This is a genomic window from Acidovorax sp. SUPP950, from assembly GCF_030158935.1.
Lineage (GTDB): Bacteria > Pseudomonadota > Gammaproteobacteria > Burkholderiales > Burkholderiaceae_C > Paracidovorax.
The window spans coordinates 404499-419579 of record NZ_BQXE01000001.1; the positions used below are offsets into that span (position 1 = coordinate 404499).

General features: G+C 66.6%; 12 protein-coding genes. 4 read left to right on the forward strand and 8 right to left on the reverse strand.

Features of this window, described 5'->3' with window-relative positions:
• The first annotated feature begins 14 nt into the window (after positions 1-14).
• Positions 15-1229, forward strand: coding sequence for a citrate synthase family protein (locus tag AVME950_RS01920; protein ID WP_284428538.1), 1215 nt, complete (start codon positions 15-17; stop codon positions 1227-1229).
• Here the strand turns inward: AVME950_RS01920 and AVME950_RS01925 are convergent.
• Together AVME950_RS01925 and sbcD are read right to left on the reverse strand one after the other, a co-directional pair.
• Complete coding sequence (locus AVME950_RS01925) at positions 1193-4654, reverse strand: AAA family ATPase (RefSeq protein ID WP_284428539.1); 3462 nt, start codon at positions 4652-4654, stop codon at positions 1193-1195. The two genes, AVME950_RS01920 and AVME950_RS01925, sit on opposite strands and share 37 nt — an antisense overlap.
• The gene (gene sbcD / locus AVME950_RS01930) at positions 4651-5871 is read right to left on the reverse strand and encodes an exonuclease subunit SbcD (RefSeq protein ID WP_284428540.1); all 1221 of its coding nucleotides are present in this window, start codon (positions 5869-5871) and stop codon (positions 4651-4653) included. Before sbcD ends, AVME950_RS01925 begins: the two co-directional genes overlap by 4 nt.
• Positions 5872-6013: 142 nt before the next feature.
• On the opposite strand from sbcD, the gene AVME950_RS01935 reads away from it, so the two are divergent.
• From AVME950_RS01935 to AVME950_RS01945, 3 genes are all read left to right on the forward strand, one after another.
• Positions 6014-6274, forward strand: coding sequence for a type B 50S ribosomal protein L31 (locus AVME950_RS01935; RefSeq protein WP_272568968.1), 261 nt, complete (start codon positions 6014-6016; stop codon positions 6272-6274).
• A 176-nt stretch (positions 6275-6450) separates the two neighbouring features.
• The gene (locus tag AVME950_RS01940) at positions 6451-8166 is read left to right on the forward strand and encodes a hypothetical protein (protein WP_284428541.1); all 1716 of its coding nucleotides are present in this window, start codon (positions 6451-6453) and stop codon (positions 8164-8166) included.
• Positions 8166-9524, forward strand: a complete 1359-nt coding sequence (locus AVME950_RS01945) for an MATE family efflux transporter (RefSeq protein ID WP_284428542.1) — start codon at positions 8166-8168, stop codon at positions 9522-9524. Before AVME950_RS01940 ends, AVME950_RS01945 begins: the two co-directional genes overlap by 1 nt.
• Here AVME950_RS01945 and phoR read toward each other — a convergent pair.
• Genes phoR through pstC form a run of 6 tightly spaced genes read right to left on the reverse strand, consistent with a single transcriptional unit; the run spans position 9487 to position 15044 of the window.
• The gene (gene phoR / locus AVME950_RS01950; protein ID WP_284403800.1) at positions 9487-10860 is read right to left on the reverse strand and encodes a phosphate regulon sensor histidine kinase PhoR; all 1374 of its coding nucleotides are present in this window, start codon (positions 10858-10860) and stop codon (positions 9487-9489) included. The two genes, AVME950_RS01945 and phoR, sit on opposite strands and share 38 nt — an antisense overlap.
• 53 nt (positions 10861-10913) lie before the next feature.
• Complete coding sequence (phoB, locus tag AVME950_RS01955) at positions 10914-11621, reverse strand: phosphate regulon transcriptional regulator PhoB (RefSeq protein WP_272568962.1); 708 nt, start codon at positions 11619-11621, stop codon at positions 10914-10916.
• 16 nt (positions 11622-11637) lie between these two features.
• On the reverse strand, positions 11638-12339 hold the full coding sequence (gene phoU, locus AVME950_RS01960) for a phosphate signaling complex protein PhoU (protein WP_272547863.1): 702 nt from the start codon (positions 12337-12339) through the stop codon (positions 11638-11640).
• An 11-nt stretch (positions 12340-12350) separates the two neighbouring features.
• Complete coding sequence (pstB, locus tag AVME950_RS01965) at positions 12351-13133, reverse strand: phosphate ABC transporter ATP-binding protein PstB (protein ID WP_272547864.1); 783 nt, start codon at positions 13131-13133, stop codon at positions 12351-12353.
• A 19-nt stretch (positions 13134-13152) separates the two neighbouring features.
• Positions 13153-14034, reverse strand: a complete 882-nt coding sequence (pstA, locus tag AVME950_RS01970; protein WP_272568960.1) for a phosphate ABC transporter permease PstA — start codon at positions 14032-14034, stop codon at positions 13153-13155.
• Positions 14031-15044, reverse strand: coding sequence for a phosphate ABC transporter permease PstC (pstC, locus tag AVME950_RS01975; RefSeq protein WP_272569680.1), 1014 nt, complete (start codon positions 15042-15044; stop codon positions 14031-14033). Before pstC ends, pstA begins: the two co-directional genes overlap by 4 nt.
• Positions 15045-15081 lie beyond the last annotated feature (37 nt).

Genomic DNA, 15081 nt, shown 5'->3' on the forward strand with positions numbered 1-15081 from the left:
ATCCGGGAGCCGTGATGCCCGTCTATCTGTCCGCCCCTGACGCTGCCGCCCGCCTCGGTGTTTCCCGACAGACGCTCTACGCCTATGTGAGCCGGGGCCTGCTGCCAGCCCACGCGGGCGACAGCACCCGCGAGAGCCGATACCTGCAGCAGGACGTGGAACGGCTCGCCGGCCAGCGCACGCGGGGCCGCAAGCCGAAGGAGGTGGTCAAGGCGGCGCTGGACTGGGGCTTGCCGGTGCTGGAGTCCTCCATCACATTGATCGAGGATGGGCAGCTTTACTACCGTGGAGAAAACGCCATCCCGCTGGCCGCCGCCTGCACCGTGGAAGATCTCGCAGCCCGGCTGTGGCGCTGGCCCACCGCATCCGCTTTCGGCTCCGACACGCCTGCCTGGCCCCGGGCCATGGCGGCATTGCAGCCCTGTCTGGCCGGGCTGCGGCCCGAAGACAAGCTGCTGCCGCTCTTTGCCGCGGGCAGCGAGGACGTCCACACCGCTGTGTGGCAGACGTCGCCCGAGCGGCTGGCACAGGGATGCGGTGCGCTGGTGCGGCTGCTGGCCGCGTGCCTGCTGGGCACGGCACCCCAAACGGCCCCGATCCATCAACAATGCGGCGCGGCATGGGGGCTGGACCCCAAGGGGGCGGACCTCATCCGCCAGGCGCTCGTGCTTTGCGCCGACCACGAACTCAACGCGTCCAGCTTCACCGCCCGCTGTGTGGCCTCCACTGGCGCGAGCCTGCGGGCCGCGGTGATCGGTGGTCTGGCCGCGCTCACGGGCAGCAAGCACGGCGGCACCACCGCACGCGTGGAAGCCCTCTGGGACGAGTTGGACAACGCCGTGCCAGAACAACGCCTGCAGCAGCGCCTGGCACGGGGAGAGGAACTGCCAGGCTTCGGCCACCACCTTTATCCGCAAGGGGATGTGCGCGCCGAATGCCTGCTGCGCCCACTGCTGCCGCACAACGAACGCTTGCAGCGCTGGATCGCTGAGGCCCAGGCCTTGACAGGCCAACGGCCTTCGATCGATTTGGCGCTGGTCGCCCTTCGGCGCCATCTGGCGCTTCCGGAAGGAGCGGCCTTCGGCCTGTTCGCCCTCGGGCGGTCCATCGGCTGGGTGGCCCATGCGCTGGAGCAGCGCGAAAGCGGGCAGCTCATCCGGCCGCGCGCTGCGTACAACGGACCGGGGCCGGCTCAGCCCACGGAGAATCGCCGCTCCAACGCGCTGTAGCCCAGGCCGACGCCCTTGTGCACGCGAATCTGCACGGGGATGCGTTCCTTGAGGGCCTCCACGTGGCTGATGATGCCGATGGTCTTTCCGCTGGCGTTGAGGGTGTCGAGCGCATCCAGGGCGGTCTCCAGTGTTTCTCCATCCAGCGTGCCGAATCCCTCGTCAAGAAAAAGCGAGTCGATGCTGGCCTTGTGGCTCACCAGGTCGGAAAGCGCCAGCGCCAACGCCAGGCTCACCAGAAAGCTCTCGCCGCCCGACAGGGTGCGGGTGTCGCGGGCCACATCGGCCTGCCAGGTGTCGATCACCTCCAGCTCCAGTTCGCCCGCAGAGCGGCGGCCCAGCCGGTAGCGCCCGTGCAGCCGCCCCAGTTGGCGATTCGCCAAATGCACCAGGTGGTCCAGCGTGAGGCCCTGAGCGAACTTGCGGTATTTGGCGCCATCGGCAGAGCCGATCAGCCCATTGAGGTGCTGCCACAGATCATGGTCGGTCTCCTGGGCCTGGATCTGTGCCAACAGCGCTTGCAAGCCATCGCGGCGCTGCGCATCGTCTTGCAGCCGGCTCGCGATGGCACCCTGCTGCTGCTGCGCCAAGGTGAGCTCAGCCTCCCACTGCGCCATCAGCGCGGTCAGATCCTCTGAACTCCGCTCGGTGAGGGGCAGGGCTTGCAGCTCCGCCAAGGCTGCGTCAGCGGCAGCCTGCAGGGCGTTCGCCTCGGTCAGCGCCTGCTGCCGCTGCCCCAGCCGTGCGCGCAGCGCTTCGCGCTCCGGCTCGGCCATGCCCGCCGCGTGAAAAGCGGTTTCATCGGCGAAGGGGCTGAGCGAAAACGCCTGCGCCCAATCCTGCTCGGCCTGGACCTGGGCCACCTGCACCTCGGCATGCCGGCGCTGCAAGGACTCCAGCATGCCTTGCAGCGTGGCCAGCTCGTTCTCTGCCGCACGCCAGAGCGCCTCGGCTTGTTCGACTGCCTGTGCCAAGTCTGCGGGCCCGGATTCGGGATCTTCCCGCAGCAGGGCATCGACCTCGGCCCGCGTGCCAGACGCTCCCACGGCCGCCCAACGCTGGGCGGCCTCCCCCGCCATGTCGGCCACCTGTTTCAATGCCGACTCACTGGCCGCCAATGCCTGAAGGCGCGCTTGCGCCGCCTGCCACGCGCGATGTTCTTGCACACGCTGCTGCAGCCAGTCCGCCCCATCGCTGGGCAGCGCGTAGCCCAACGTTTGCAATTGGCTCGCCAGCGCCGCTTCGGCCTCAGCGTGCTGGCTCTGCTGCTGTTGGAGGTGCCGCGCCAACTCGTCCGCACGCCCTCGGGCCGCCTGCAGATCCTTGTCCGACAGGGCCCGCTGCTGCAGGGCCGCGCGCTCGGCCTGTTCGGCCTGTTGCCATGCGGACAGCGTCTCGTCGAGCCGCGTTCGTGCCTGGACGATCTCCGCCCATCGCTGTTGCGCGGCTTCCAGCTCGGCCGCGTACCGGGCCTGGGTATCGACAATGGCCTGGGCGTCCACGGCATCCACCGGCCAGTCAGTGGCCGCGCAACATGCCTGCCACTGCGCCAGCCACTGTGCCAAAGCCTGCTCTCCTTCGGCGATCTGCTGCGCCGCCTGATCGCTCTGCGCCTGCAGCGCGGCCAGGCGGGAGCGCCGCGCCTGCCCTTGCTCGGTCACCTCGTCGCGCTGCGCGCGCAGCATCTCCAGTGCGGACTGGGTCGCGGAAACGTCCAGCGCCTCGTAGGCGTCGACGGCGGGATGGGTGGTCGATCCGCACAGCGGACAGGCTTCGCCCGGCTGCAAATGGCTGCGATGCGCCTCCAGGGCCTGAATGCGCTGCTCTTGCGCCAGGAGCTTTTCCTGGTCCTGCACTTGCCGGTGCAGGCTGGCATAGCGATCGCGCAGCGACTGCACGGCCTGCGCTTCGTCCGCCTCCTGCCGCTGCCGCTCCGTCTGGGCCGCCATCCATTGCGCCTGGCGCGTTCGGGATTGCTGCCATGCGCTCAGGCTCTGGCCCAGGCGCTCCCAGGCATGGCTGCGCTCCAGCAGTTGCAACGGGGCATCGCGCCATGCGGATTCTTCACGCCCCATCGTCAGGCGCTCATGGGCCTGGCGCGCTGCCTCGGCCTCCTGTTGCGCCTGGTTCAAGGCCGCAGCAGCACGTTGGCATGCCTGTTCATGGCCGGCGCGTTGTGCCTCCAGGGCCTGACACTCACTGCCTTGTTTTTCCTGGCGCGCCCGGGTTTCGGCCATCGCCTGCAACCGGTGCGCACGGGCGCCGAATTGCTCGCGCCATCCGCTCAACCATTCCCCCAATTGGGCGTGCTGGGGCAACGCCGCGAGTTCTTGGGACAGCGTCTGGCGGGCCCGCACAACATCCTGCCATTCGTTTTCGCGCAACCGGGCCAGGCGCTGGCTGTCGCATTGCACCTGGCGAAGCGCTTGGGCGCAGCGATCCACCGCCTGACCATGCCGCACCTGCGCGTCATCCCGTTGCCGAACCACGGCCACCGCATCGTGCCGCGCGGCCTGCCATGCGACATGGACCGGCTGCAGCCGCGCAGCGGGCTCGCTGGCGGCAAGGCGCAGGCGCTCTTCGGCACCGGCATCCCATTCGGCCTGGGCCTGCTCCCGATGCCGCACCGCCTCGTCACGCCGCATCTGGGCGCGGTCCTTGTCCGCCAGCCACTGGCGCTCGCGGGCGGTGGCCTGTCGCTGCGCCTGCAGCAAATCGGCATGCAAGGCAAGGCGGCCGGCTTCGCCCGCCAGCGTGGCGCGCGTGGCCTCGTCCAGCAACTCCACGCCACCGGCACGGGCCCGCAGTTGCTCCAGCACCGTGCGCGCGTCCCGTGCACTCTCGAACACCCGCTGCGAAATCTGCCCGTAGATATCGGTCCCCGTCAACTCCTCCAGCAACTCCGCACGCTTGCCAGCGCTGGCTTCGAGGAAGGCCGCAAAGCCGCCCTGCGCGAGCAGCATGGACCGGGTGAAACGCTCGAAATTGAGCCCGGTGAGCACTTCCGTCTGGCGCAGCTTGTCCTGCACCCTGGTGGTCAAAATTTCGCCTCCGCCGTCGCCGCGGACCTGGGCCACCAATTCCACCTGCACCTGCTGCAAGGCCCCATCGGGCTTGCCGTGTGCCCTGCGCTGGCTCCAAAACGACCGGTAGCGGGCGCCGCGAACTTCGAACTCCACTTCCGCCAGGCATTCCGCGGTGTGCCGGGTCATGACCTCGTTGCCCCCTTGCGATACGCCAGCGATGCGCGGCGTCTGGTGGTAGAGCGCCAGGCAGATCGCATCGAGGATGGTGGTCTTGCCCGCCCCGGTGGGGCCCGTGATGGCGAACAGGCCGTTGCCGGCGAAGGGTGCCGTGGTGAAGTCGATGCGCCATTCGCCTTTGAGCGAATTCAGGTTCTTGAGGCGCAGGCTCAGGATTCTCATGGCGCGGGCCTTTCCTGCAGGTCGGCCAGGACGGTCCGATACAGCGCCGAAAGCCGCTCCTCCAGTGCCGGTTCGAGCGATTGGGCCGCCAGCCGGCGGGCAAAGACCTCTGCGGGGCCCAGTTCATCGAGGGTTTCTCCCTCAGCGGCATCCAGCGCGGTGGGAAGCACATTGCGGGCCCTGCGCACACGCAGGATCTGGATCGGCAGGCCTTCCGCCATCTGGGCCACGCGCACCTGCAGATCGGCAAGGTAGTCGTCATGGGCCACTTCCACCTCGACCCAAACCGGTAAAGAGTCGCTTGCGCTGCCGGCGGCAGCGGCAAATGCCGCCGGCAGTTCCGACAGGCGGCCGCGCACGCTGGCCAGCGGCTGAAAGCAGGGCACCGGCAGCGGCGTCACGGACTTCAGGCCCGCCAGGTCGAAATCGACCAGCAGCACTTCCTTGCGCTGGCGCGCCTCGTCGAAGCTCAGCGGTATCGGCGATCCGCTGTAGCGCACATGCTCTAGCCCTCCGACCTTTTGCGGCTGATGGATGTGGCCCAGGGCGATGTAGTCGGCCGGTGGAAACGCGTTGGTGGGAAAGGCTTCCAGCGTGCCCACATAGATTTCGCGCACCGATTCGCTGGCGCTGGCGCCAACGGTGGTGAGGTGCCCCGTCGCCACGATGGGCACGCCGCCCAGCGCGGCGCTGCGCTCGACGGCCAGGGCATGCAAGGCCTGGTAATGGGCACGGATGGATGCCTGCAACGCCAACTGCTTGTCGGCCGCGCTTTGCCCGGGCTGGCTCAGCAGCAGGTCCCGCGGGCGCAAGAAAGGCACGGCGCACAGCACCGCTCCCGGCACGCCAGCGCGGGTGTGAAGCACCAGCACCTGGTCTTCCGGCCGCTCCGCCATGCCTGGAACCACCCGCGTATTGAGATGCGCGAGCAAGCTGCGGCTTTCGCCGAGCACGGAAACGGAGTCATGGTTGCCGCCCAGAACGACGAATTGCGCCCCGGCGTCACGCAACGCCAGCACGCAGTGGTTGTACAGTTCGCGCGCATAGCTTGGAGGGGCGCCGGTATCGAAGACGTCGCCTGCCACGATCACGGCGTCCACCGCTTGCGCGCGGACCTGCTGCGCCAGCCAGTCGATGAAAGCCAGGTGTTCGGCTTGTCGTGTCTGGCCCATGAAGTGTTGGCCCAGATGCCAGTCGGAGGTATGCAGGAGGCGCAATTCGTGGCTTTTGGAGAAGTTCTGGAATGGCAATGGTCTCACTTTGGCAGGCCTATGCAATAATCGAAGGCTAATTTCCGCGGAAAGTGCGACGCAATGGGTGCGGCGTGGCTACCGCAGCAGCCCCTGAAAGGACCATGCCATGAAAGAAGGCATTCACCCCAATTACCGCGAAGTGTTGTTCGTGGACCTGTCCAACGGTTTCAAGTTCGTGACCCGCTCCTGCGTGAACACGAAGGAAATGGGCAAGACCGATGACGGACGCGAACTGCCTCTGTTCAAGCTGGACACCTCCAGCGAATCGCATCCCTTCTACACCGGTACGCAAAAGTCCGTGGACAACATGGGCGGCCGCGTGGAGAAGTTCCGCAACCGCTTCGGCAAGACGACCGCAGCGAAGTAATCGGCGGACAACGATGTGTGCAGGCCCTGGCCTGCGGTGCCGCAAGGCAGCCGGCCTGCTACCGCAGGCCGACAACACCGTTTGAAGAAAGGCAGCCCGGCTCGACCGCGCTGCCTTTTTCTTTGTCTTTTTGCCCGTATTCTCGGGCGTCCTTTTCCGCCACCAGAACGAGCCGAGTGATCCACCCCACCCCTGCCATCGTCACCCAAGGCGCAGTCCGCCCGCTGCCGCGCTGGGCGCTCTTGCTGCTGTGCCTGGCGTATGTGGTGCCCGGGTTCGTCATGCGAGACCCCTGGAAGAACGCCGACGTCACCGCCTTCGGCTACATGCTCGAGCTGGCGCACGGCACAACGGCGTGGCTGTCCCCTTCGCTGGCCGGAATGCCCCCCGAAACGGAAGGCCTGTTGCCGTATTGGCTGGGGGCGCTGGCCCTGCAGATCGCGCCCTCCTGGCTTTCACAGGAAATGGCAGCGCGGCTGCCCTTCATTGCCCTGCTGGCGGCCACCCTCGTGGCCACCTGGTACGGCGTTTACTACCTGGCAAAAAGTCCGGGTGCCCAGCCGGTGGCTTTTGCATTCGGCGGCGAGGCCCTGCCCGCCGACTACGCCCGCGCCATGGCCGACGGCGGATTGCTGGCCCTGCTGGCCTGCCTGGGCCTGGCGCAGCTGTCGCACGAGATCACCAGCTATCTCACCCAACTGGCCTGCACCGCCCTGCTGTTCTTTGCGGCATCGGCCCTGCCCTATCGCACCGCACTGCCCACGGCGGCCGCCGCGCTCGGGCTGATCGGACTGGTGTTGAGCGGGGCGCCCACCATGGCCGCCCTGCTCGGCGCGGGCAGCGCCTTGCTGGTGCTGCGCACAGCCGACCACGAACCGCGTTCGAGCCGCACCTGGGCGCTGGCCTTGCTGGGCCTGACGGTGGTGGCCGCCTTGCTGGCCTGGAAGCTGAACCTCTGGCGCTGGCGCATCGTGGGCAGCGCAGAGGGCGCGAAGGATTGGCAAAGCCTGCTGCGCCTGCTGACCTGGTTCGCATGGCCGGCCTGGCCGTTGGCATTGTGGACCCTGTGGCGCTGGCGCCACCAGATCACCAGCCGCGCCATGCACCGCCATCTGCTGCTGCCGTTGTGGTTCACAGCGGTCACGCTGGGCGCCACCATCACCACCCAGCCCGCCGACCGCGCCTTGCTGCTGGGGCTGCCGGCCCTCGCGGCGTTGGCGGCGTTCGCGCTGCCCACACTGCGCCGCGCCATCGCTTCGCTGATCGACTGGTTCACCCTGCTTTTCTTCAGTGCTTCCGCCATCACGATCTGGGTGATCTGGCTGTCGCTGCAGACGGGCGTGCCGTCCAAACCGGCGGCCAACGTGGCCCGGCTGGCCCCGGCGTTCGTGCCGCACTTTTCGGCGATTGCTTTCACCCTCGCGCTGATCGCCACCGCTGCCTGGTGTGCGCTGGTGTGGTGGCGCGCCTCGCGCGACCGGGCCGTGATCTGGAAGAGCCTGGTACTGCCAGCCAGCGGCGCCACGCTGGGCTGGCTGCTGCTCATGACGCTGTGGCTGCCGCTGCTCGACTATGGTCGCAGCTATCGCCCGCAGATCAACAACCTGATGGCCGTGCTGGGCCCGCAGCCGGGGTGCATCATCACCCATGGCCTGAGCCGTGCCCAGGTGGCGGCGCTCCAATACCACGGAGGCCTTTCGCTGCAGCCGACCGACGGCCGCCGGCTGCCGGCTGCGTCCGATTGCCAGTGGCTGGTGGCCGACAGCGAAGCCCAGCCACCCGGCGGCGACATCGCATCGCCGCCAGAGTGGTCGCGAGTGACTCAGCTCCCCCGGCCCACCGACAAGAACGACCAACTGTTGGTGCTGCGGCGCGCGGCCACGCTGCGGTAATGTCCGAACGCGCCACCATCGCGCGGCATGCCGGCACCGTGCTGGCCGGGCAGCTGGCGGTCATGGCGTTCGGCGTCACCGACACCATCGTGGCCGGCCGGCATTCCGCCGCCGCCCTGGCGGCCCTGTCGATCGGGTCGGCGATCTACGTCAGCATCTATGTGGCGCTCATGGGCGCGCTGCAGGCCCTCCTGCCGGTCTGGGCCGAGCAGCGCGGAGCGGGAGAACGGGAAGGCATCGGCCGAACGGTGCGGCAGGCGCTGTACCTGTGCGCCATCGCCTGCGCGATGGGCATCGTGGTGCTGGTGTCGCCCGGCGCCATCCTGCGGTGGACCCAGGTACCCGAAGCACTGCGCGCCGTGGTGGGCAGCTACCTGGGCGTGCTGGCGCTGGCACTGCCCCCGGCCCTTCTGTTCCGGATCTACAGCACGCTCAACCAGGCGCTGGGGCGCCCCCAGCTGGTCACCTGGCTGCAGGTGGGCTCGCTGCTGGTCAAGATTCCCTTGTCGATCTGGTTCACCTTCGGCGGTGCCGGGCTTCCAGCGCAGGGCGCGGTGGGCTGCGCCTGGGCCACCCTGGTGGTCAACTACGCGCTGCTCGTTGTGGCGGCCTGGCTGCTCAACACCCAGCCGCTGTACGCGCCGCTCGCCCTGTGGCGGCGGCTGGAAAAACCGGACTGGGCGCAGATCGGCCGCTTCGCCCAATTGGGCGTCCCGGCGGGGCTGGCCATTTTGGTGGAGGTGACGTCGTTCACGCTGATGGCGCTCTTCATCGCCCGGCAAGGCAACATTGCGGCAGCAGCGCACCAGATCGCCTCCAACCTCACCGCCGTGCTGTACATGGTGCCGTTGTCGTTGTCCATTGCCACCAGCGCACGGGTGAGCTTCTGGCGCGGGTCGGGCGACGAATCCCGCGCCCGTGCGGCAGCCTGGATGGGTTTTCGCCTCTCTGCCGGGATAAGTATTGCCTTGGCAGCTATGCTTTTCATAGCAAAAGGGCATATCGCACCGTTCTACACGTCTTCGGTCCAAGTCGCCTGGCTCACAGCCTCGCTGCTGGTCTGGGTATCGATCTATCACGTCGCCGATGCGCTGCAAACGGTCTGCGTTTTCATCCTGCGCTGCTACCGCATCACGCTCGCGCCGCTGGTCGTCTATTGCGTGCTGCTGTGGGGCGGCGGACTGACCGGAGGTTACCTGCTGGCCTACGAAGGTGCCCTGGGATGGGAGGCCCTTCGATCACCGTCGGCATTCTGGGGGGCCAGTGCCGCAGCGCTCATCACGACCGCCATGGTGTTCGTCACGATGCTGACCAGGGCGCTCAGGCCTGGGCAACCGCTCCCGCCTCCAGCACAGTGACCGGGCGGCGGCTCTGCACCCGGCCCGCAGGAAAGGTGACGGAAAAAACCGAGCCCTTCCCGACCGTGCTCGAAATGTCGAGCGATGCCGAATGGCGCTGCAAGACATGCTTGACGATGGCCAGCCCCAGGCCCGTGCCCCCGGTCTCGCGCGAGCGGCTGCGGTCCACGCGGTAAAAGCGCTCCGTCAAACGGGGCAGATGCACCGCCTCGATCCCCGGGCCGGTGTCGCGCACCGTAAAGCGTGCGCTGCCATCCTCCAGCGTCAGCCATTCGACGGTGATGGAGCCACCGGCAGGGGTGTACCGGACCGCGTTGCCGATGAGGTTGGACAAAGCGCTCTGCAACTCGGCCGGCACCCCACCCAACTGGCCTGCCGCGCGCATGGTTTCCAGCGAAGGGAACTGGATCGTGTGCGGCCGGGGCTGGTTCTGCGTGAGCAAGGCGGACAGGCCGCGGGCCTCGTCCTCACAGCGACGCAGCAGCACCTCCACCGGTGTCCATTCGGTGATGCCGGGTAAGGGACTTCCTTCGAGCCGCGACAGGGTCAGCAGGTCCTGCACCACGCTTTGCATGCGTGCTGCCTGCTGAGACATCATGCCCAGGTAGCGTGAACGCTCTTCGGTGGAGAGCGGCAGCGTTTGCAGCGTCTCGACAAAGCCGGTCAAGACGGTGAGGGGGGTTCGGATCTCATGCGACACGTTGGCGACGAAATCCCGGCGCATGGCTTCCGCCTGCTCGAGCGCCGTCACGTCGCGCGACAGCAGCAGCTTGCGCCCGTCGCCATAGGGGTGGAGGTGCACCGAAATGCGCACCGGCCGGGAGGCCGTGCTGTCGCGGCCCTGCAGCACGACATCGTGTGAGAAATCCTGGCTAGAGTAGTAAGCGCTGAAATCCGGATCGCGCACCAGGTTGCCGATGGATTGCATGACGTCGCGCTGCGCGTCGAACCCGAACTGGCTGGCGGCGATGTGATTGCACCATTCGATGCGCCCCTCACCGTCCAGCAGCACCACGCCGTTGGGCGTGGCCTGGAGCGCCGCCAGAATTTCCTGCAGCCGTGCGTCGCTTGCGGCCACTTCCGCCTGGCTTTGGCGCAGCAGCCGCCGCGCGCGATCGGCCGCCTCGCCCCACAGGCCACGCAGGTTGGGCGCCCGGGCCAGATCGCCCTCACGCAGCCACGCCACAACGCGCGCGCCGCGCAACAAATCCCAGATGAACCACACCCAGGCCGCCAACGCCGCCGCCAGCATCGCCCCCCACGGTCCGCCCTGCCACCATCCCACAGCCAGACCCGCCAACTGAAAGGAGAAAAAGAAGAAAAAGCGCCAAGCCATGTCGTGCAGTACGGGTCAGAGGGCGCGGCGCGCCCGGCGCCGCAAAGCGAACGTCAAGCCCGCATCAGTGCCGGAGGCTGTGCCGTGAGGCGATACCCCGCGCCGCGCACCGTTTCCACCATGGCACCGGCCACGCCCAGGGCCTCCCGCAGGCGCTTGACGTGCACATCGACGGTACGCTCTTCAATGAAGACGTGGTCGCCCCACACCTTGTCCAGCAACTGCGCACGGCTGTGCACGCGCTCGGGGTGCTTCATCAGGTAGTGCAGCAGCTTGAACTCGGTCGGACCGATCTTGAGTTGCTGCCCCTGGAAGGTCACGCGGTAGGTGGCGGCGTCCAGCGTCAACTCGCCTATTGTCACGCTGTCGCTGACCTGTTCGGGCGCACGGCGGCGCAGCACGGCGCGGATGCGCGCCAGCAGCTCCTGCGTGGAAAACGGCTTGGTGATGTAGTCGTCGGCACCGGCATCCAGGCCGGCGACCTTGTCCGGCTCATCGCCGCGCGCCGTCAGCATGAGGATGGGGATGGGCTTGGTGCGCGCATCGGCGCGCCACTTGCGGGCGAGCGTGAGACCGCTTTGGCCGGGAAGCATCCAGTCCAGCAGGATCACGTCGGGCAGCACCGCGTCCAGCTCGCGCTGGGCGGATTCACCGTCTTCCGACCAGATGGGCTGAAAGCCGTTGTGCCGCAGGTTGACCGCAATCAGTTCGGCGATCGCGGGTTCGTCCTCGACGATGAGTACACGGGGAAGTCTCTTCATGGCTATGCACCGCCCTTCAAAGCACCGCGGACTCGATCTGGTCCAGTGCAGTATGGCGTACGTCCTTGCCTTTGACGAGGTAGATGATCAGTTCGGCAACGTTCTTGGAATGGTCACCGATGCGTTCGATCGCCTTGGCGAGGAAGAGCAGGTCCAGACTGGCCGAAATGGTGCGAGGGTCTTCCATCATGTAGGTGATGAGCTTGCGCACGAAACCATCGAACTCCTTGTCGATGAGGTCGTCCTCCTTGAGGATCGCCACGGCCGCTTTGGTGTCCAGGCGGGCAAAGGCATCCAGCGTCTTGCGCAGCAGGCCGGAGGCCAGATCTGCCGCCACCCGCAGATCGCTGGTGGGCAGCAGCCGGGCAGAGCCGCTTTCGATGATGGACTTCACCATGCGCGCCATCTTGTTGGCCTCGTCGCCCATGCGCTCAAGATTGGCGGTGGCCTTGGAGAAGGCGATCAGCAGGCGCAGGTCACGCGCGGTTGGCTGGCGGCGCGCGATGATGGACGACAGCTCGTGGTCGATCTCCACTTCCATCGCGTTCACGCGGTGCTCGGTGGCAGCCACCTGGTCGGCGGCTTCCACGCTGAACTGCGAGAGTGCGTAGATGGCCTGGCGGATCTGTGATTCCACCAATCCGCCCAGTTCCATGACGCGGGCGGAGATGCTGTTGAGTTCGCTGTCGAACTGCGAAGAAAGGTGCTTGTCGGGCATGTTGTCGCTCCTCAGCCGAACCGGCCGGTGATGTAGTCCTCGGTTTCCTTGCGCTGCGGCTTGAAGAACATCTGTTCGGTTTCGCCGAACTCCATCAAGTCGCCGAGGTACATGTAGGCCGTGTAGTCGCTGCAGCGCGCAGCTTGTTGCATGTTGTGCGTCACGATCACCACGGTGTAATCGTTCTTGAGTTCTGCAATCAGCTCTTCGACCTTGGCGGTGGAAATGGGGTCCAGCGCCGAGCATGGCTCGTCCAGCAGCAGCACTTCGGGCTTGATGGCAATGCCACGGGCGATGCACAACCGCTGCTGCTGCCCGCCGGACAGGCCGGAGCCGCTCTGGTGCAGCTTGTCCTTCACTTCATTCCACAGGGCCGCCTTGCGCAGCGCCCACTCCACCCGGTCGTCCATGTCGGTGGCGTTCAGGCTCTCGAAGAGCTTCACGCCGAACGCGATGTTGTCGTAGATCGACATGGGAAACGGCGTGGGCTTCTGGAACACCATGCCGACCTTGGCGCGGATCAGCGCCACGTCCTGCTTGCTGGTGAGCAGGTTCTCACCGTCCAGCACGATCTGGCCTTCGGCGCGCTGCTCGGGATACAGCTCGAACATGCGGTTGAAGGTGCGCAGCAAGGTGGACTTGCCGCAGCCCGACGGACCAATGAAGGCAGTGACCTTCTTTTCCGGAATATCGAGGTTGATGCCCTTGAGGGCGTGGAACTTGCCGTAGTAGAAATTCAGGTCGCGGACCGTGATCTTCGGCGTCTCGGACACAGCGGGCGTTGGGGAGGGCATGGTGTCTTCCTTGTATTGCTTACTTCTGGCGCGTGAGCACGCGGGCCAGGATATTGAGGCCGAGGACGGCGACGGTGATCAGGAACACCCCTGCCCAGGCGAGCTGCTGCCAGTTCTCGTAAGGGCTCATGGCGAACTTGAAGATGGTGACCGGCAGGCTGGCCATGGGCTTGCCCAGGTCGGCATTCCAGAACTGGTTGTTGAGCGCCGTGAACAACAGCGGTGCGGTCTCGCCAGCGATGCGGGCCACCGCCAGCAGCACACCGGTGATCACGCCGGCCCGGGCAGCCCGCAGCGTCACCATGGTGATCACCTTCCACTTCGGCGTTCCGAGCGCATAGGCCGCTTCGCGCAGGCTGGCAGGCACCAGCACCAGCATGTTCTCGGTGGTGCGGATGACCACGGGAATCACGATGAGCGCCAGCGCCAGGATACCGGCATAGGCGGAAAAGCTTTTGAACCGGGCCACGACCACCGCGTACACGAACAGGCCGATGACGATGCTGGGTGCCGAGAGCAGGATGTCGTTCACGAAGCGGGTCGTGGAGGCCAGCCAGCCGCGCGTGTCGTATTCGGCCAGGTACACACCGGCCATGATGCCGATGGGGGTGCCGACGAACGTGGCGAGCGACACCATCACGAGCGAGCCGAAGATGGCGTTGGAGATGCCGCCGACCTCGTTGGGCGGGGGTGTCATCTGGGTGAAGAGCGCCAGGCTGAGTCCGCCGATGCCCAGGCGGATGGTTTCCCAGAGAATCCACACCAGCCAGAACACGCCAAACACCATGGCGGCGAGCGAGAGTGTCAGGGCGATGTTGTTCACACGCTTGCGGCTGTCGTAGCGGCGCTGGCGCACCTGCGCCATTTCAGCGGCCGTGATGAGGGTTTGAGACGTGCTCATGCGCGGGTTCCTTCGTTCTTTTGAAGGCGGGACAGCAGCACCTTGGACAGGGCCAGTACCACGAAGGTGATGAAGAACAGCACCAGGCCCAGGTAGATGAGCGAGGCCTGATGCAGGCCTTCGCCGGCTTCTGCGAACTCGTTGGCCAGTGCGGAGGTAATGCTGTTGGCGGCTTCGAAGACCGACAGCGAATTGAGTTGGTTCATGTTGCCGATCACGAAGGTCACGGCCATCGTCTCGCCCAATGCACGGCCGAGGCCCAGCATCACGCCCCCCAGCACACCCGTCTTGGTGTAGGGCAGCACAACCTTCCACACCACCTCCCAGGTGGTGGAGCCCAGCCCATAGGCCGATTCCTTGAGCAGCGCAGGGGTGACTTCAAAAACATCCCGCATCACCGCGGCGATGAACGGAATGATCATGATGGCCAGGATGATCCCGGCCGAAAGGATGCCGATACCGACCGGGGGGCCGGACACCAGGGCGCCCAGATAAGGAATACCGCTGAACAGCGACTGCAGCGGCTGCTGGACCCAGGTGGCCAGAATGGGGCCGAACACCATCAGGCCCCACATGCCATACACGATGGAGGGAACCGCCGCCAGCAACTCGATGGCGGTGCCCAAGGGACGCTTGAGCCAAGCGGGCGAGAGTTCCGTCAGGAACAGCGCAATGCCGAAGCTCACGGGAACGGCGATGAGCAACGCGATGAACGAGGTGGCAAGCGTGCCATAGATCATCACCAGGCCGCCGTAGTCGTTCTGTACGGGGTCCCACACGCTGCGCGTGAGGAAGGTCAGGCCGTACTTCTCGATCGAGGGCCAGGCACCGACCACGAGCGACAACAAAATACCCACGAGCAGCGCCAGCGTGAGCAGGGCCGCACCGCGGGCGAGAAAGCCGAAAACCCGATCGGCCATCACGCCCGACAGCAGCGGCGACCGCGGAGGCGGCGTGGTACGGGGAGCCTCGGCGCGAACCGGCATCGAGGACGACTGACGTACTGGCATGGTGCTGGACACTGCTGTGCCTTCCATAAGAAAAAAC